The organism is Variovorax sp. GW821-FHT09B01 (assembly GCF_059418345.1).
On sequence record NZ_JBWKPQ010000028.1, the window covers coordinates 64,819 to 81,889 of the forward strand.

Consider the following 17,071-nt stretch of genomic DNA (forward strand, 5'->3'; position numbering starts at 1 on the left):
GATTGTTGGCCCGCGTGGCGTCTGGCAAAACCGGCTCGAACCCGGAGCCCTTCGCCCCGGCCTTGGAGCCACGTTTGCATTCCCCCGACGACACCCAACGACGACCCGCGCGCGGCGCCCTTTCGGGCGTGCGCATCCTCGACATGGCCACCGTGCTGGCCGCGCCCCTGGGCGCCACGCTGTGCGCCGACCAGGGCGCCGAAGTGGTGAAGCTCGAGCTGCCCAGCGGTGGCGACGCACTGCGCGGCCTGCAGCCCGTGAAGGACGGCAAGGCGCTGTGGTGGAAGATCGCCAACCGCGGCAAGCGCGGCATCACGCTCGACGTGCGCCAGCCCGCCGGCCGCGCGCTGCTGCTTCGGCTGGTGACGCGGTTCGACGTGCTGGTGGAGAACTTCCGCACCGGCACGCTCGACCGCTGGGGCCTGGACCTGGCCACGCTGCATCGCGCCAACCCGCGGCTCGTGGTGGTGCGGCTCACGGGCTTCGGCCAGACCGGGCCCTACAAGTCACGGCCGGGCTTCGCGCGCATCTTCGAGGCCATGAGCGGCTTCACCAACCTCACGGGCGAAGCGGGCGGCTCGCCGCTGCATAGCAATTTCCCGGTGGGCGACGCGGTGGCGGGACTGTTCTGCGCCTTCTCCATCGCCTCGGAAATGGCGCGGCTGCGCGGCGACCCGCAGGCGCTCGGCTGCGAAGTGGACCTGGCCGCCACCGAGGCGCTGTTCCGCCTGCTCGACCCGCTGCCCGTGGAACACGAGCTGCTCGGCACGGTCCGCATGCCCGCGGGCAACTGCGCGAGCTACACCGCGCCCTCGAACATGTACCGCAGCCGCGACGGCCTCTACTTCTCGGTGGTCGCGTCGTCGGACCCGATCTTCCAGCGGCTGTGCGTGGCCGTCGACAAACCCGAGTGGGCGGGCGACCCGCGCTTTGCCGGCAATCCCGCGCGCGTGGTGAACCTCGTGGCGCTCGACGAAGGGCTCGGCGCGTGGTTCGCCGCGCACGACTACGACACCATCGAGCGCCGGCTCGAGGAGGCCGGCATACCCTTCAGCAAGATCTTCACCATCGCCGACATCGAGCAGGACCCGCACTACCGCGCGCGCGAGGCGATCATCCGGCTGCCCGACCCCGACTACGGCAGCTTGCCCGCGCCCTGCGTGGTGCCGCGCGTGCCGGGCCGCGAACTGCCGATCCCGCGCACGGGGCCCGACACCGGCGAGCACAACGCCGAGGTCTATGGCGAGTTCGGCCTGGACGCCGCGACGCTCGATGCGCTGCGCGCGGAGAAGGTGATCTGAACCCTCAGTAGTCGGTGAGCGGCCCGTCGCGCAGGCACGGGTTGCGCTCGGCCAGCGGCGCGCGGCGCATCACATCGCGGCCGATGACGGTCTTGTGCACCTCGCTCGCGCCCTCCCCGATCTGGTTGAGCTTGGCATCGCGGAAGAAACGCTCGAGCGGAAAGTCGCGCAGGTAGCCGCGCCCGCCCGTGAGCTGCAGCGCATCGGTCACGACCTTCATGCACAGGTCGGTGGCCTGCAGCTTGGCCATGGACGCGAAGATCGACACGTCGCTCGCGCCCGCGTCGTACTTGTCGGCCGTGAGCGCGAGCAGGGCGCGGCTGGCCTCGATCTGCGTGACCATGTCGGCCAGCATCCACTGCACGCCCTGGTGCTCGCCTTCGCGCCTGCCGAACACGGTGCGGTCGCTCGCATAGCGGCTCGCGATCTCGACCGCGCCGATGGCGCGGCCCAGCGCCATCGCGGCGTGCCCGATGCGCGCGCGCAGCAGCGCGTCCTGTGCGAGCGAGAAGCCATCGCCCTCCGCGCCGAGGCGGTGCGAGGCGGGCACCTCGACCGCGTCGAACTCGAGCGAAGAGATCGGCACGCCGAACCAGCCGAGCTTGCCGACCTCCGCGCCGATGCGAAAGCCCCGGGCGTCGCGCGGCATCAGCACCGCGATGAACACCGAGGGATCGTCCTCGGCGCGGCCCACCACCGCGAACCAGTCGGCCGTGCTCGCGCGCGTGATGAACTTCTTGCGGCCCGTGACGAGGTAGCGCCCGCCGTCGCGGCGGATCGTCGTCGAGAGGCCGCGCACGTCGGAGCCCGCGCCGGGCTCGGTCAGCGCGAAGGCCGCCTGCAGCTCGCCAGTGCAAAGCCCGGGCACGATCTCGCGGCGCAGCGCCTCGCTCGCGCCCGCGACGATGGCGCGGCTCGACAGGTCGGTGCCCGTGATCATCGAGGCCGAGGTGCTGCACACACGGCCCAGCTCCTCGATGAGACGGATGCGCAGGGCCTGGCGCGCATCGGTGCCGCCGTACTCGCGCGGGAACGCCGTGGCGATCACGCCTTCGCGCGCGAGCGTTCGGAAGGTGTCCCAGGCGAACAGGTCCTCGCGCGAGACGGCGTCGGCCTGCGGCCCGAGCGTGTCGCGGCACAGGTCGCGCACCTGTTGAACGGTGGCCTGCTCGCCGGGCTGCAGGCGTTCGAGAAAGTGATCGCCGAACAGTCGGGCGGCGCGGGTGCCTGTGGTCATCGGTGGGTCTCCTGTTGAGGGCACGCATGGTGGCGCCGCGCGGCACGCGCGGTCGAGCCGTGTTTCGACAGGCGAAACACCCGCTTGCCGATGCGGTCCGCGGCTGGTCAGATGGCCCCATGCCCATTCCCCAGACATTCGAAGCCCTTCGCACGCACCGGACCGCCGAAGGCCAGGTCCAGAGCCGGCTGGAGACCCTGCGGCTCGACGACCTGTCGGCCGGCGAGGTCGTGGTGCGCACCCGCTACGCGGGCGTGAACTACAAGGACTGCCTCTCGCTGCACGGCCGCGCGAAGATCATCGCGTCGTACCCGCGCGTGGCGGGCATCGAGCTGGTCGGCGAGGTGCTCGCGTCATCGGTGGCCTCTTTCGAGCCCGGCCAGGCCGTGCTCGTGCACGGCTTCCAGACCGGCATCGCGTTCGACGGCGGCTTCTCCGCCTGCGTGCGCGTGCCCGCCGCGCATGTGCAGGCCGTGCCGCCGGGGCTCACGCCGCACGAGGCGGCCGTCATCGGCGTGCCCGGTTTCACGGCCGCGATGGCGCTCGAGCGCTTCATCGAGCTCGGCATCGACCCCGACGCGGGCAGCGTGGCGATGAGCGGCGCGGGCGGTGCGGTCGGCCTGCTGGGCACGGCCATCCTCGCGCGCGCCGGCTATCGCGTGGCAGCCATCACGCGCCGCATGGCGCAGGAGGAGCGGCTGCGCGCCATCGGCGCGCACGAGGTGATCGATGCCGCCGTGCTCGAGGCGCCGCAACGTCCGCTCGAGAAGCCGCGCTTCGCCGCCGCCATCGACAACGTCGGCGGGCCGATGCTGTCGTGGCTGCTGCGCTCGATGGCCGACGGCGGCGCCGTGGCATCGGTGGGCAATGCGGCGGGCAACAGCTACGAGGGCAGCGTGCTGCCCTTCATCATGCGGCGCGCGCAACTGTTCGGCATCGTGGCGAATGCGCCGGTCGAACAGCGGCGGCGCCTGTGGACGAAGCTCGCGGCCGAATGGAAGCCCGACATGGCGGCCGTGCTGCCGCACGTGCAGCACATCGCGCTGGGCGCATTGATGGCACACAGCGCGCGGCAGCTCGACGGTGCGAGCTCGGGCCGCGTGCTCGTCGATTTCTCGCGCTGAAGGACTTCGGCCATGGGACCGCTGCACGGCCTTCGCGTGCTGGAGTTCGACGCCATCGGCCCCGTGCCCTGGGCCGCGATGATGCTCGCGGACATGGGCGCCGACGTGCTGCGCATCGCGCGGCCCGTGCCGGCCGGCATGGGCATCGCGCGCGACGCGCGGCACGAGACGGTGCTGCGCGGCCGGCGCGGCGTGACGGCCGACCTCAAGGACCCGGCCGCGCGCGATGCGGTGCTCGCGCTGGCGCGCAACGCGCACGTGCTGCTCGAAGGCCACCGCCCCGGCGTGATGGAGCGGCTGGGCCTCGGGCCCGAGGCCTGCCTCGCGGCATCGCCCGCGCTGGTCTACGGGCGCATGACGGGCTGGGGCCAGCACGGGCCGCTCGCGCGGGCCGTGGGCCACGACATCAACTACATCGGCCTCACGGGTGCGCTGCATGCCACCGGCACGGCCGACAGGCCAGTGCCCCCGCTCAACCTCGTCGGCGACTTCGGCGGCGGTGCGATGCTGCTGGCGCTGGGTGTCATGGCCGCCGTGCTGGAGGCACGCAGCAGCGGCCAGGGACAGGTCGTCGACGCGGCGATGGTCGATGGCTCGCTGCTGCTGATGGCGCCGATCCTGGGGCGCGTGGCCACGGGTGAATGGCTGGACCGGCGCGAGGCCAACCTGCTCGACGGCGGCGCCCCGTTCTACGGCGTGTACGAGACGAGCGACCGCCGGCACCTGGCGGTCGGCGCCATCGAGCCCGCGTTCTACGCCGCGCTGCTCGCGGGACTGGGCCTGGCGCCCGATGCGCTGCCGCCGCAGCACGACCGCGTTGCGTGGCCCGAAACGCGGCGCCGGTTCGCCGCCTGCTTCGCCACGCGCACGCGCGATGCGTGGTGCGCGGTCTTCGACGGCACCGAGGCCTGCGTGACACCCGTGCTGTCGCTCGGCGAAGTGCCGGGCCATGCGCACCACGTGGCGCGCCAGAGCTTCGTGCCGGTCGGTGGCGTGCAGCAACCCGCGCCGGCGCCGCGCTTCTCGCGCACCGCGAGCGTCGCGGGCCGCGCGCCGGCCGATGCGCGCGGCGGTGGCGACGAGGCCTTGCGCGACTGGGGTTTCGATCCCGCGGATCCGCGCCTGTCGGCCCTCGGCCGCACGGGCCTCACACCACCCGGTGCTCCTCCACCACGAACGCCGTGATCTCCGCCAGAAAGCTCTTCGCATGCGCCATCGTGCGCTGCCCCTGCGCCGAGCCGAAGGCGGCGTCCAGCGTGTCGGTGCTCTCGAACCACAGCTCGACGATGCCGTCGATCGGCAGCGTCTCGTAGCCGCAGGGCGTGCCCTTGTCGAACTCGCGCGCGGTCACGACGTTCTGCCGGTAGCCGCCCACGCCGGGCATCTGGCGCACGTGGCCGGCATGCACCTTCCACTCGCGGCGGAAGTCGTCCTCCGAGAGGTCGGTGCGGCGGCGCAGTGTCGAGATGCGCTTGAGCAGGCGGTGCGGCTCGGCCGGCGGCGCGATGACGGTGCTCTGCGCGACGCTCACGATGTGCAGGCCGCCGAGGAAATGGCGTTCGTCCTCGCGGATGCGCGCGGCGAGCTCGCCGTCGGTGAAGGCGGCATTCGCCTGCGCCGCTGCGTCGAAGCCGAGCTGCGAGAAGCCGTCGAAATCCCACGGGCCGCGCGCGAAGTCGATGCCGCGCTGCAGCCGGTCGGTCACGAGGTTCTGGCGATAGCTGCGCAAGGTGGGCAGTTGCGCGACCAGCGGGCCGTGGCTGTGGCGCCAGTGGTGGCGGAAGGCCTCGTCGGTCCAGTCGGGCTTCTTGCGGATCAGGCCCATGCGCAAAGGAATCGTGGCGTCGGTCATGGTGCGGGTGTCTCCTTGTCGTTGGATGCGGCGGCCGCCTCGGCCCGCGCGCGTGCGAGGCCCGGCGCGCGCTTGGCGAGCCACACGCCATGGCGCACGGGCCAGCGCCGGTAGGCGGGATCGACGCCGAGCTCGGCGGCGGCGTGGTGGGCCCAGTAGGGATCGAACAGCGCCTCGCGGCCCAGCGCGATCAGGTCGGCATCGCCGGCGGCGAGCACGGCCTCGGCCTGGCGCGCGTCGACGATCATTCCCACGGCCTGCGTGGTCACGCCGGCCTCGCGCCGGATGCGCGCCGAGAACGGCACCTGGAAGCCCAGGCCGCGCGGCACGGGCAAGGCACGCGTCTCCTCGGTGAGGCCGCCCGAGGAGCAGTCGATGACGTCGACGCCGCAGTCACTGAGCGCGCGCGACAGCGCCACCGAGTCGTCGAGGTTCCAGCCGTCGAGCGTGCCGTCGACCGCCGAGAGGCGGCAGAACAGCGGCTTGTGCTCGGGCCAGGCGGCGCGCACGCGGCGCGCGATCTCGAGCGCGAGCGCCATGCGCTTGTCGCGGCTGCCGCCGTAGGCATCGTCGCGCCGGTTGGCGTTGGGCGAGAGGAAGCTCGCGACCAGGTAGCCATGGCCGAAGTGCAGCTCGACCACGTCGAAGCCCGCTTCGTCGGCGCGCCGCGCGGCATCGACGAAGCGCTGCACCACGGCCTCGATCTCGTCGAGGCCGAGCGCGCGCGGCGCCGACCAGCCCGGGCCGGCCGCGAGCGCGCTCGGGCCCAGGCGCTCCCAGGGCTCCTCGTCGGCCGCCATGGTCTGCGCGCTCAAGGCCGCGCCGCCTTCCCACAACGGCTCGCTGCCCGACTTGCGGCCCGCATGCGCGAGCTGCACGCCGATGGCGCCGCCCTGCGCATGCACGAAATCGACCACGGCCTTGAGCGGCGCGACCTGGCTGTCCTTCCACAGGCCGAGGTCGGCGGTGCCGATGCGCCCGCGCGGATCGACCGCGGTGCTCTCGGTGAGGATCAGCGCGGCGCCGCCGAGCGCGAACTTGCCCAGGTGCACCAGGTGCCAGGGCGTGGCATGCCCGCGTTCGGCCGCGTGCTGGCACATGGGCGAGATCACGACGCGGTTGAAAAGCTCGAGCCCGCGCAGGCGCAGCGGCTGGAACAGCAGGGGAAGCGGATCGGACATGGATGACTCAGGAAGAAGGCCTGGCCGGCCGCGTGCCGAGCCAGGTGCCGCCCATCACGGCGGCGAAGCCGAACAGGTGCCAGACGGTCAGCGTCTCGCCCAGCAGCAGCGCCGCGAAGCCGACGCCGAACACCGGCACCCAGTAGAGGAACACGGCGGTGCGCGCGATGCCGATGACGGAGATCGACCGGTTCCAGATCAGGTTGCCGGCCGCGGTGGCGGCCACGCCCGAGAACAGCACCAGCACCCAGGGCCACGCGCCCGGAAAGAGTTGCGCCACGCCCAGCGGCGAGGGCCCGAGCGCGGCATGCACGATCAGCATCGCGGTGCCGATCAGGTAGATAACCCAGCTCATCGACAGCGGATCGAGCTGCCGCGCGAGCCGCTGCACGCCGACGCCGCCGACCGCGAAGCTGATGACCGACAGCGCGAGCATCAGGTCGCCGAGGCCGGCATGCGAGAGCGTGGCGCCCGGATGGCTCAGCACCACGGCCGCCACCCCCGCGAAGCCCAGCGCCACGCCGAGCAGGCGGCGCGGCGTGAGCGGCTCGCGGAACACCAGCGCGGCCATCAGCGCCGACACCAGCGGGCTCAGCGCCATGATCAGCGCGCCGTTGGTGGCGGTGGAACGCTGCAGCCCGTGCGCGAACAGGATCTGGTTGGCGTACACCATGAGGAAGGCGCAGCCGGCCATCGCGGCCAGTTGGCGCGCCCCGAGCAGCGGCAGCCCGCCGCGCCGCCACAGCACGACGGCGCTGAGCGCGACGCAGGCCACCGCCATGCGCAGCGCCGCCAGCGGCAGCGCCTCGAAGGAGGCGGTGAGCGCCTTCACGGCCGAGACGTTGACGCCCCACAGCACCATGGCCAGCAGCATCCAGCCCTGCACCGAGGCCGGCGTGGCGACCGGCGCGGCCGCGCTGCGGTTCACCTCAGCTTTCCAGCGCGTTCCACATCTCGATGTCGCGCTCCGCGGTCCAGATGCGCGGATGCACGTGGCCCGTGGCCTCGTCGTAGGCGCGCGTCACGTCGAAGGGCATGCAGTGGTCGAAGATCACCCAGTGGCCATAGGTCGGACGCAGCGCGGCCACGGTCTCCTTGTAGATGACGTTGAGCGTCTTGCCCTGCGCCACGCCGTTGTTGACCAGCGTGTAGACGTCGGAGATGAAGGCGCGCGTGGAGGCGATGGCCTTTCGCACGTCGGTGGCGTTCTCGAGCGCGGCGCCGCGGCCCGGCACCAGCTTCTCGAAGCCGAAGCCGGCCAGGCGGTCGAGCGTGGTGGGCCAGTCGCGGAAGTAGCAGTCGCCCGCGTAGGCGGTGCTCTGGTATTCGACCAGGTCGCCCGCGAAGCAGATCTTCTGGTCCTCGAGGTAGGCGATGGTGTCGCCCTTGGTGTGGCCGCGGCCGACCTGCGCGATCTTCACCTCGAGCTTCTTGCCGAGCCACACGCTCATGGTGCCGTCGAAGGTCATGGTGGGCCAGGTCAGGCCCGGCGGCACCGACTCGACGTTGCGGAACAGGCGCGGGAAGCGGCCGATCTCGCTGGCCTTGTCCTGCTCGCCGCGCTCGACGATCAGGTCGTAGGTGTCGCGGCTGGCGATGATCTGCTCGGCGCCTTCCTTGAAATAGGCCGAGGCGCCAAGCACGCGCACCGCGTGGTAGTGCGACAGCAGCACGTACTTGATCGGCAGCGGCGTGACCTCGCGGATGCGGCGGATCACGTCCTGCGCCATCGCGGGCGTGGCCTGGGTGTCGACCACCATCACGGCCTCGTCGCCGATGAAGATGCCGGTGTTCGGGTCGCCCTCGGCCGTGTAGGCGTAGGCGTTCTCCGAGAGGCGCGTGAACGAGACCTTTTTCTCCTCGAGGTCGGCCTGGCTGGCGAATTTCTTGGTGGCGGGTGCTGTCATTGGTTTTTCCTTGCGAAGGGTTGGACGTTGGGGTCAGTGCGTGCCGAGGTAGGCCGACTTCACCTTGGGGTTGTCGAGCAGCTCGCGGCCGGAGCCCTCGAGCGTGATGCAGCCGGTCTCGAGCACGTAGGCGCGGTCGGCCACGCCGAGCGCCTGCTTGGCCATCTGCTCCACCAGCAGGATGGTGAGGCCCGAGCTGCGCAGCTGGCGGATGGCATCGAAGATGTCCTTGATGATCAGCGGCGCGAGGCCCAGCGAGGGCTCGTCGAGCAGCAGCAGCCGCGGATCGCTCATGAGCGCGCGCGCGATCGCGAGCATCTGCTGCTCGCCGCCCGACAGGGTGCCCGCGGGCTGGTGCTGGCGTTCCTTCAGGCGCGGGAAGCGCGCGAACTCGCGTTCGATGGCGTTCTCGACGAAGGCCTTGTCGGCGCGGCGCGAGTAGGCGCCGAGCATCAGGTTCTCGCGCACGGTCTGGTCGGGAAACACGCCGCGGCCCTCGGGCGACAGCGCCACGCCCAGGCCCACGCGCTGGTGCGGCGGCACCTGCGTGCAGTCCTTGCCGTCGATCAGCACGCGGCCCTGGGCCACGGGCTCGAGGCCGACGATGCTCTTGAGCAGGGTGCTCTTGCCGGCGCCGTTGGCGCCGATGATGGTGACGACCTCGCCCGCGCGCACTTCGAGGCTCACGCCCTTGACGGCCTCGATGGCGCCGTACGAGACCTTCACCGATTCGATCTTCAACATGATGGTGGGGGTCCTTTCGCTCAGGCGGGCTGCGGCTGCAAGCCGTGCGGCGCGTGGTCGGCTTCGTCGTCGTCGACGCCCAGGTAGGCCTCGACCACGCGCGGATTGGCCTGCACCTCGGCCGGCCGGCCCTCGGCGATCTTGATGCCGTAGTCGAGCACGATGACGTGGTCCGAGATCGACATCACCAGGTCCATGTGGTGCTCGACCATCAGGATCGAGACGCCGCACTTGCCGATGCGCAGCAGCAGTTCGCCGAGCTCGGCGGTCTCCTGCGGATTGAGGCCGGCGGCCGGTTCGTCGAGCAGCAGCAGCTGCGGCTCGGTGGCCAGCGCGCGCGCCAGCTCCACGCGCCGCTGCAGGCCGTAGGGCAGGCTGCCCGCGGGCCAGTGCGCGAGGTGGCCGAGGCCGACCAGGTCGAGCAGCTGCAGCGCGCGCTCGCGCGTCTCGCGTTCCTGCTTGCCGGCCGTGGGCCAGGCCAGCAGCGAGGACAGGAAACCGTTGCTCATGCGGCTGTGCCGGCCCAGCATCACGTTGTCGAGCACCGAGAGCTCGGCGAAAAGCCGCAGGTTCTGGAAGGTGCGGCCCATGCCGAGGCAGCAGATGGTGTGCGCGGGCCGGCCCACGATGTTCTCGCCGAGGAAGCGGATCGCGCCGGCATCGGGCTGGATCACGCCCGTGAGCATGTTGATCATGGTGCTCTTGCCCGCGCCGTTGGGCCCGATCAGCGCATGGATGTGGCCGCGCTGCAGGCTGAACGACACGTCCTGCGCCGGCTTCACGCCGCCATAGGACTTGGTCACGCCCTGCACCACCAGCAGCTCGCCCTCGCCGCCGGGACCGATCTGTCCCGGCACGCCCTGGCCGCCGGCGCCCTCGCCGCGGTGGCGCGAGCGGCTGACCCACTTGTCGACCAGCCCCACCACGCCGCCGGGCATCACGTAGAGCGCGAACAGCAGCAGGAAGCCGTAGAGGAAATGCTGCGCCGAGGGCCAGCGCGCGAGCAGCGCGTCGGTCAGCGTGAGCAGCACCGCGCCCACGATCGGTCCGTACATCGAGCCCGCGCCGCCGAACAGCACCAGCAGCAGGATGAAGATCGACAGGTGGAAGGTGATGAAGTCGGAGTTGATGTACTGGTTCTGCTGCGCCACCAGCGCGCCCGCGATGCCGCAGGTGACTGCCGCGACCACGAAGGCCATGACCTTGGCGCGGTAGACGCGCACGCCCACCGACGACGACGCGATCTCGTCGGCCTGCAGCGACAGCAGCGCGCGGCCGAAGCGGCCCTGCAGCAGGTTGCGCAGCAGCAGGTGCAACGCGGCGCTCAGCACGATGCCCAGCACCACCCACTGCGTGGTGTCGAGCGGAGCGCCCTTCCAGGTCAGCGGACGGATGCCGTAGATGCCCTGCGCGCCGCCGAACACGTCGGTCCATTCGCCGACCAGCTTCTCGACCACGATGCCGAAGGCCAGCGTGACCATCGCGAGGTAGGGGCCCTTCACGCGCAGCGAGGGCAGCGCGATCAGCACGCCGCACAGGCCCGAGATCACGGCCGCGAGCAGCAGCGCGAGCCAGGGGTCCATGTCGGTGCGCGAGGTCAGCAGCGCGACGCCGTAGGCGCCGGCCGCGAACAGCCCGGCCTGGCCCAGCGATTTCTGCCCCGCGTAGCCCACCAGCACGTTCATGCCGGCCGCGCACAGGTAGTAGACGCACATCATGAAGGCGATGCGCAGGTAGTAGTCGTTGCCGAACAGCGAGACGATGCCGATCAGCGCCGCGGCGACCGCCACCACGGCCAGGGGATGGACCAGGCGCTTCATACCTTCTCCACCGCGCGGCTGCCGAACAGGCCCGTGGGCCGGAAGGCCAGCACCAGGATCACGAGCGCGAACACCGCCACCTCGCGCCACTGCGCCTGCCAGAGATTGACCATCGACTCGAGCACGCCGAGCAGGAAGCCGCCGATGACGCAGCCGCGCGGATTGCTGAGGCCGCCGATCATCGCGCCCGAAAAGCCCTTGAGGCCGACCGTGAGCCCCATGAACAGCGAGGCCTGCGCGATCGGCGCGAGCAGGAAGCCCGACAGGCCCGCCAGCGCCGAGCTGACGACGAAGGCGCCGATCATCATGGCGTTGGTGTTGATGCCCATGAGGCTGGCCACGTTGCCGTTCTGCGCCACCGCGCGCATGGCCTTGCCGACCATGGTGCGGTTCATCACGCGGTCGAAGCCGAGCATCACGACCACGGCCACGCCCAGGGTCAGCAGTTCCTGCGGCCGCACGCCGACGCCGAACATGCGGATCACGGTGTCGCCCACGGGCGCGGGCACCACCACCGGCTTCGGGCCCCAGATCGCGAGCCCCACGCTCTGCAGGATCACGCCGAAGCCCAGCGTGCTCATCACCCAGGCCATGCCGGGACGGCCCGCGAACGGCCGCACGCCGAGCACGTAGAGCAGCCAGCCCAAGAGGCCCATCACGCCGAGCGCCGCCAGCAGCGCGAACAGCTGCGCGCCGGCGCCGGGCACGGAGTCGCCGAAGGTGGTGGAGGCCAGCGGCTTGCCCAGGACCAGGAACAGGGCGCTCATGCCGATGAAGGCGCCGGCCGAGACGAACTCGCCGTGCGAGAAGTTCAGCGTCTTGGTGGTCGTGAACGTGATGCTGAATCCCAGTGCCACCAGCGCATAGGCACCGCCGACGGCGAGCCCGCTGATGAGCGCCTGCAGGAGCGCTTCAACCATGTGTGTATCTCCGTTGCGAGGCGAGGCCGGGCGCCGCGCGGGCGCGCCGGCCTCGCTTCCTTTTTGCTCTTACTGCTTGAAGTCGGCCGGGTTCAGGCCCTGGATCAGCGCGTCGCTGTAGGGCAGCAGCTTGCCGTCCTTCCAGCGGATCCAGACCAGGTCCTTGGCGGTCAGCGCCTCGTGGTTGGTCTTGCTGAAGGGCTTCTCGTAGGTCTTGAGCACGCCCTGCACCGGGGTCTTGAGGTCTTCCAGCGCGGCGCGCACGGCGGCGCCGTCGGTGCCGTTGGCCTGCTTCATCGCCTGCGCCAGCAGCAGCACCGAGTCGTAGCCATGCAGCGCGAACGAGAACGAACCCGGCGCCTTGAGCTTGCTGCCGATGCGGTCGAAGAGCTTCTGCTGCGCGGGCGTGCGGGTCTCGCTCACGGTGCGCATGAAGATCGGCTTCTCGGCCAGCGCCTTGCCGGCCGCGTCGTAGAAGGTGATGTTGTCGGCGGCCCAGGAGGTCAGCGTCAGCGGGAAGTAGTTGATCTTCTCCATGCTGCGCACCAGCTGCGCGATCGGCGTGCCCTGCGCCCACACCACCACGGTGTCGACGTTGGCGGCCTTCATCTTGCTGAGCTGCGAGGTCATGTCGGTATCGCCGACGCCGAAGCGCTCGGTGGCCGCGATCTTGATGTCCTGCAGCTTGGCGATCTCCTCCATGTCCTTGAGGCCGCCCTGGCCGTAGCCGGTGGTCTCGGCCATCAGGCCCACCACCTTCGAGGCGGCGGTGTTCTTCTTCACGTAGGCCATCAGCGCCGCGACCTGCTCGCGGTCGACCATCGAGACGCGGAACATGTAGTTGTCGGCGCCCGCGCTCATCGGCTTGGTGATGTCGGTGCCCGAGCCCACGTTGCCCAGCACCGGGATCTTCTTCTGGTTGGCGATGTGCTTCCAGGCCATGGCGTTGCCCGAGTTGGTGGGGCCGAACACCGCCACCACCTTCTCGTTGTCGATCAGGTCGCTCATGTTCTGGATCGACTTGGGCGGCGCCGACACGTCGTCGCGCGTGACCAGCGTGAACTTGCGGCCGAGCACGCCGCCGGCGGCATTGAGGTCGGCGATCGCGGCTTCCATGCCGAGCACCGCGGCCTGGCCGCTCTGCGCCGAGGGCGAGGCCGAGAGGTCGCCGTTGTAGCCGAGCTTGATGTCCTGCGCCGAGGCACCGGCGGCGAACGCGCAGAAGGCGGCGCTCGCGAGCAAGGTCTTGTACAGACGGAAGGTCTTCATTCTTTGTCTCCTGGAGGATTGACGGTCGGGAAAGCGAAAAGCGGCGGAAGGCTCAGACCGCGAGGAAGCCGCCGTCCACCGGCAGCGTGATGCCGGTGACGTAGCGCGACATGTCGCTCGCGAGGAAGATCACCGGGCCCACGAGGTCCTCGGTCTGGCCGACGCGGCCCATCGGGATGCGCGTCATGAAGGATTCGAGGCGCTGCGGGTTCTCGCGCGTGGCGGCGGTCATCGGCGTCTCGATCACGCCGGGCGCGAGCGCGTTGACGCGCACGCCGAAGGGCGCGAGCTCCTGCGCGAGCGACTGCGTGAACATCTTGATCGCGCCCTTCGAGGGCGAATAGCCGAGGCTCGCGCCCTGCCCCGCATAGGCGGCGATCGAGGCGATGTTGATCACCGCGCCCTTCGTGGCCTTGATCGCGCCGAGCCAGGCATGGGTGACGTTGAAGGTGCCGTGCACGTTGACGTCGAGCGTCTTCTTCCAGTTGGCCGCGGCATTGGGGCTGGCCGTGCCCTCGCGGATGATGATGCCGGCGTTGTTCACCAGCAGATCGATGGCGCCGATCTCGTCGCCCACGCGCACCGCCAGCGCATGGCAGGCCTCGGGCGAGGTCACGTCGAGCACGAAGGACCAGGCCTGGCCGCCTTCGTCGCGCACCAGCTGCGCGGTCTCGCCCACGGTGGCCTCGTTCATGTCGGTGACGACGACGCGCGCGCCGGCCTGCGCCAGGCCCAGCGCGAGCGCGCGGCCGTTGCCCTGGCCGGCGCCTGTGATCAGCGCAAGGCGGCCTTCGAGCAGGCGCGGCGCGACGTGGGGAGGAAAGGCCATCGGGAGGGTTCCTTCTGATGAATGTGCGTGGTTGAAGGGGAGAGGTCTCAGGCGGTGCGGCGCACGGGCACGGCCTCGCGCTGTTCGACCTGCAACGCGGCGGCGACCGTGGCGCCCTGCGCCACCTGCAGGCCCGCGACGTAGCCGAAGGTCAGCGCCGGGCCGAGCGTGATGCCGGCGCCCGGGTAGTTGCCGCCCATCACGCTGGCCGCGTCGTTGCCGACCGCGTAGAGGCCCTTGATCGGCTGGCGGTTGACGTCGAGCACGCGGGTCTTCTCGTCCACCACCAGGCCGGCGAAAGTGCCGATGTCGCCGACCACGAGCTTGATGGCGTAGTAGGGGCCATGCTCCAGCGGCGCGACGCAGGGGTTGGGCGTGACGTTGGCGTCGCCCTGGTAGCGGTTGTAGGCCTTGCTGCCCTTGCCGAACAGCGGATCGTCGCCGGTGCGCGCGCTGTCGTTGAACTCCTTCACCGTGGCCTCGAGCACCTCAGGCGCGATGCCGATCTGCTGCGCGAGTTCGCCGATGCTGGCGCCGTGCTTCAGGTAGCCGCTCTTCAGGTGCCGGCCGATCGGCAGCGGCGCCGGCGCCACGCAGCCCAGGCCGTAGTCGCGCAGCGCCTTGTGGTCGCACAGCAGCCAGGCCGTGACCTCGGGCTCGCCGGCGCAGGCCTTGACCATCGCCTGCACGAAGTCGTGGTACGAGTTGCCCTCGTTGGCGAAGCGCCGGCCCTTGGGCGTGACCGCGATCACGCCGGGCTTGGCGCGGTCGATGAAGTGCGGCATCACGCCCTTGGTGCCATCGGGGCGCGTGGTGACCGATGCGGGCACCCAGGCCGCGGCATGCGGGATGGTGCCGTCGACGCGGCCGCCCACGGCTTCGGCCAGGCGCAGGCCGTCGCCGGTGTTGGTGGAAGGCGATGGCGAGTAGTGCTCCTTGCCGGTGGGCGCATGCGGAAACAGTTGCTTGCGGCGCTCCACGTCATAAGGAAAACCACCGCAGGCCAGCACCACACCGCGCTTGGCCACCACGCGCACGCTCTTGCCCTCGTGCTGCACCACCGCGCCCGACACGCCGTCGTACTCGACCACGAGCTTCTTCACGGGCGAGGAGAGCCACACGGGAATGTTCTGGTCCATCGCGGCCTTGGCGAGCCGGCCCGCGAGCGCGTTGCCGTTGGTCAGGGTCATGCCGCGGCCGTGGCGCAGCACGTCGAGGAAGTGCCGGCTCAGTCGCTTGGTCACGTACCAGAACGAGGTCGGCGACTTGAAGGCCCGCATGAAGTGTTTGATCTCGGGGCCCGAGCCCAACATCATCCCGAACACCGTGAGCTCGGGCAGCGGCGGCGCGAGCTGCTTGATGCGCGGACCGAGCTCGCGGCCGTCGAAGGGGCGCGTGACCATCGAGCGCCCGCCCGGCTGGCCGCCGGGCGCCTCGGCGTGGTAGTCGGGGAACACCGGCGGCATGTCGAACTGCACGCAGGTGTTGCGCGTGAAGAAGTCGATCGCCTTCGGGCCCATCTCGAGGAAGGCGCTCACGCGCGCCGCGTCGAAGTGGGTGGTGGTCTCGTGCTTCATGTAGTCGAGCGCGGCGCCGGCCGGCTCGTGGATGCCCTGCTCCGTGGCCAGGCGCGTGCCCGGGATCCACAGCCAGCCGCCCGAACGCGCGGTGGTGCCGCCGAAGCGCGGTTCCTTCTCGACCACCAGCACCTTCAAACCCTGCGACGCCGCCGTGATCGCGGTCGCCATGCCCGAGGCGCCGCTGCCGACGACGAGCACATCGCATTCCAACGTGTTCTGTTCCATCTCTGCCTGTCTGCCTTGTTTCTGTAGGACTTAAGTTGCCGCGAAGTTTAGGCAGCGACATTGATATGGTCAAGTCGTTTAGTTACTATCAGATGATCAGTCATCATCGATTGAACACGACAATATCAGTAGAAACCCTGATGGCTATACTCGCCCCCACTCTCAACCCCCACGCCGGGCGCCCCATGGAAAAGCCGAGACGTGGCATCCAATCCGTCGAAATAGGAACGCAGCTGCTCGTCGCCCTCGGGCGGCATGTCGCGCCCATGGCCTTGCGCGACCTCGGCAAGGCCGCCGGCGTGCCAGTGGGCAAGGCCCATCCGTACCTGGTGAGCTTTCTCAAGGTCGGCTTCGTGGTGCAGGACAGCGCGGGCCGCTACGAACTGGGCCCGCTGGCGCTGCAGCTCGGGCTGGCCAAGCTGCAGCGGCTCGATCCGATCAAGGAGGCCTCGCCGCTGATCGAGGCGCTGGCCTCGGAAACCGAGCAGAGCATCGCGGTCGCGGTCTGGGGCAACTTCGGGCCGACCGTGGTGCGGCTCGAGGAACCGATCCATCCGCTGCACGTGAACCTGCGCACCGGCACCGTGATGTCGCTGGCCTACACGGCCACGGGCCGGCTGTTCGCGGCCTACCTGCCGCCCAAGGTGGTCGAGAAGATGATGGTGGACGACCTCGCGCGCCTGCGTGGCCCGGCCGGCGGCCGCGGCACCGAGGAGCTGTCGCAGTCGCAGCTCGAGGCACTGCTGGTGGAGACGCGCATGCACGGCATGTCGCGCACCTTGGGCCAGCCGATCCCGGGCATCGACGCCTTCTGCGCGCCGGTATTCGACTCGACCCACAACATCGTGCTGGGCATCACCGCGATGGGCCCCGAGGCCACCTTCGACAGCGACTGGGAAGGCCGCGTGGCGGTGCCGCTGCGCGCCTGCGCGCTCGAGATCTCGCGCCGGCTCGGCTACGTGCCGCCCGAGGTGCCTGCCGCGCGCGGCTGAAGATGTAGGCACCTGCCCACGCACGGTGCCTCGGTTCTCTTGCAATGCGCGGCCCTCGCCGCGTGTGAATCTGCAAGCCACTCACAACAC

Annotated in this window: 15 protein-coding genes; 4 read left to right on the forward strand and 11 right to left on the reverse strand. The window is 70.5% G+C overall.

The genetic code is table 11. From position 1 onward, the window contains the following. Nucleotides 1-143: 143 nt before the first annotated feature. Nucleotides 144-1,301 (forward strand): CaiB/BaiF CoA transferase family protein, encoded by a 1,158-nt coding sequence (locus tag AC07RV_RS40195; RefSeq protein WP_444813751.1) that lies wholly within the window; start codon nt 144-146, stop codon nt 1,299-1,301. Nucleotides 1,302-1,305: 4 nt separating this feature from the next. On the opposite strand, the gene AC07RV_RS40200 is transcribed toward AC07RV_RS40195, so the two are convergent. Further along, a complete protein-coding gene (locus AC07RV_RS40200) occupies nt 1,306-2,538 on the reverse strand; it encodes an acyl-CoA dehydrogenase family protein (RefSeq protein WP_296781770.1) in 1,233 nt (410 codons plus the stop codon). 119 nt (nt 2,539-2,657) lie between these two features. On the opposite strand from AC07RV_RS40200, the gene AC07RV_RS40205 reads away from it, so the two are divergent. Next, on the forward strand, nt 2,658-3,662 hold the full coding sequence (locus tag AC07RV_RS40205; protein WP_296781769.1) for a YhdH/YhfP family quinone oxidoreductase: 1,005 nt from the start codon (nt 2,658-2,660) through the stop codon (nt 3,660-3,662). A gap of 12 nt (nt 3,663-3,674) precedes the next feature. Continuing rightward, a complete protein-coding gene (locus AC07RV_RS40210; protein ID WP_296781768.1) occupies nt 3,675-4,847 on the forward strand; it encodes a CaiB/BaiF CoA transferase family protein in 1,173 nt (390 codons plus the stop codon). Here AC07RV_RS40210 and AC07RV_RS40215 read toward each other — a convergent pair. The 10 genes from AC07RV_RS40215 to AC07RV_RS40260 all read right to left on the reverse strand — a co-directional run bounded on the left by AC07RV_RS40215 (nt 4,810) and on the right by AC07RV_RS40260 (nt 15,989). Further along, a complete protein-coding gene (locus tag AC07RV_RS40215; protein ID WP_296781766.1) occupies nt 4,810-5,514 on the reverse strand; it encodes an EthD domain-containing protein in 705 nt (234 codons plus the stop codon). The genes AC07RV_RS40210 and AC07RV_RS40215 overlap by 38 nt on opposite strands. Beyond that, nucleotides 5,511-6,695 (reverse strand): NADH:flavin oxidoreductase/NADH oxidase, encoded by a 1,185-nt coding sequence (locus AC07RV_RS40220; RefSeq protein WP_296781765.1) that lies wholly within the window; start codon nt 6,693-6,695, stop codon nt 5,511-5,513. The genes AC07RV_RS40215 and AC07RV_RS40220 overlap by 4 nt, the downstream gene beginning before the upstream one ends. A 7-nt stretch (nt 6,696-6,702) precedes the next feature. After that, complete coding sequence (locus AC07RV_RS40225; protein ID WP_296781763.1) at nt 6,703-7,623, reverse strand: DMT family transporter; 921 nt, start codon at nt 7,621-7,623, stop codon at nt 6,703-6,705. A gap of 1 nt (nt 7,624) precedes the next feature. Continuing rightward, a complete protein-coding gene (locus AC07RV_RS40230; RefSeq protein ID WP_203202902.1) occupies nt 7,625-8,602 on the reverse strand; it encodes an MBL fold metallo-hydrolase in 978 nt (325 codons plus the stop codon). A gap of 33 nt (nt 8,603-8,635) precedes the next feature. Then, nucleotides 8,636-9,346 carry an ABC transporter ATP-binding protein gene (locus AC07RV_RS40235; RefSeq protein WP_296781762.1) on the reverse strand — a complete coding sequence of 237 codons (711 nt, stop codon included), beginning with the start codon at nt 9,344-9,346 and terminating at the stop codon, nt 8,636-8,638. 20 nt (nt 9,347-9,366) lie between these two features. Continuing rightward, a complete protein-coding gene (locus AC07RV_RS40240) occupies nt 9,367-11,166 on the reverse strand; it encodes a branched-chain amino acid ABC transporter ATP-binding protein/permease (RefSeq protein WP_296781761.1) in 1,800 nt (599 codons plus the stop codon). Beyond that, the gene (locus AC07RV_RS40245; protein WP_296781760.1) at nt 11,163-12,086 is read right to left on the reverse strand and encodes a branched-chain amino acid ABC transporter permease; all 924 of its coding nucleotides are present in this window, start codon (nt 12,084-12,086) and stop codon (nt 11,163-11,165) included. Before AC07RV_RS40245 ends, AC07RV_RS40240 begins: the two co-directional genes overlap by 4 nt. 69 nt (nt 12,087-12,155) lie before the next feature. Further along, nucleotides 12,156-13,355, reverse strand: coding sequence for an ABC transporter substrate-binding protein (locus AC07RV_RS40250; RefSeq protein ID WP_093347876.1), 1,200 nt, complete (start codon nt 13,353-13,355; stop codon nt 12,156-12,158). Between the two features lie 52 nt (nt 13,356-13,407). After that, nucleotides 13,408-14,184 carry an SDR family NAD(P)-dependent oxidoreductase gene (locus AC07RV_RS40255; RefSeq protein WP_093347879.1) on the reverse strand — a complete coding sequence of 259 codons (777 nt, stop codon included), beginning with the start codon at nt 14,182-14,184 and terminating at the stop codon, nt 13,408-13,410. A 47-nt stretch (nt 14,185-14,231) separates the two neighbouring features. Beyond that, complete coding sequence (locus AC07RV_RS40260; protein WP_296781759.1) at nt 14,232-15,989, reverse strand: FAD-dependent oxidoreductase; 1,758 nt, start codon at nt 15,987-15,989, stop codon at nt 14,232-14,234. A gap of 185 nt (nt 15,990-16,174) precedes the next feature. Between AC07RV_RS40260 and AC07RV_RS40265 the strand changes: the two genes are divergently transcribed. Further along, the gene (locus AC07RV_RS40265) at nt 16,175-16,981 is read left to right on the forward strand and encodes an IclR family transcriptional regulator (RefSeq protein WP_296781758.1); all 807 of its coding nucleotides are present in this window, start codon (nt 16,175-16,177) and stop codon (nt 16,979-16,981) included. Nucleotides 16,982-17,071: the final 90 nt, after the last annotated feature.

Excerpts from the sequence above, each read along its gene's own strand:
- AC07RV_RS40195 (WP_444813751.1), top strand. The coding sequence starts at position 144 with ATGGCCACCGTGCTGGCCGCGCCCCTGGGCGCCACGCTGTGCGCCGAC.
- AC07RV_RS40200 (WP_296781770.1), bottom strand. The coding sequence starts at position 2,538 with ATGACCACAGGCACCCGCGCCGCCCGACTGTTCGGCGATCACTTTCTC.
- AC07RV_RS40205 (WP_296781769.1), top strand. The coding sequence starts at position 2,658 with ATGCCCATTCCCCAGACATTCGAAGCCCTTCGCACGCACCGGACCGCC.
- AC07RV_RS40210 (WP_296781768.1), top strand. The coding sequence starts at position 3,675 with ATGGGACCGCTGCACGGCCTTCGCGTGCTGGAGTTCGACGCCATCGGC.
- AC07RV_RS40215 (WP_296781766.1), bottom strand. The coding sequence starts at position 5,514 with ATGACCGACGCCACGATTCCTTTGCGCATGGGCCTGATCCGCAAGAAG.
- AC07RV_RS40220 (WP_296781765.1), bottom strand. The coding sequence starts at position 6,695 with ATGTCCGATCCGCTTCCCCTGCTGTTCCAGCCGCTGCGCCTGCGCGGG.
- AC07RV_RS40230 (WP_203202902.1), bottom strand. The coding sequence starts at position 8,602 with ATGACAGCACCCGCCACCAAGAAATTCGCCAGCCAGGCCGACCTCGAG.
- AC07RV_RS40235 (WP_296781762.1), bottom strand. The coding sequence starts at position 9,346 with ATGTTGAAGATCGAATCGGTGAAGGTCTCGTACGGCGCCATCGAGGCC.
- AC07RV_RS40240 (WP_296781761.1), bottom strand. The coding sequence starts at position 11,166 with ATGAAGCGCCTGGTCCATCCCCTGGCCGTGGTGGCGGTCGCCGCGGCG.
- AC07RV_RS40245 (WP_296781760.1), bottom strand. The coding sequence starts at position 12,086 with ATGGTTGAAGCGCTCCTGCAGGCGCTCATCAGCGGGCTCGCCGTCGGC.
- AC07RV_RS40250 (WP_093347876.1), bottom strand. The coding sequence starts at position 13,355 with ATGAAGACCTTCCGTCTGTACAAGACCTTGCTCGCGAGCGCCGCCTTC.
- AC07RV_RS40255 (WP_093347879.1), bottom strand. The coding sequence starts at position 14,184 with ATGGCCTTTCCTCCCCACGTCGCGCCGCGCCTGCTCGAAGGCCGCCTT.
- AC07RV_RS40260 (WP_296781759.1), bottom strand. The coding sequence starts at position 15,989 with ATGGAACAGAACACGTTGGAATGCGATGTGCTCGTCGTCGGCAGCGGC.
- AC07RV_RS40265 (WP_296781758.1), top strand. The coding sequence starts at position 16,175 with ATGGAAAAGCCGAGACGTGGCATCCAATCCGTCGAAATAGGAACGCAG.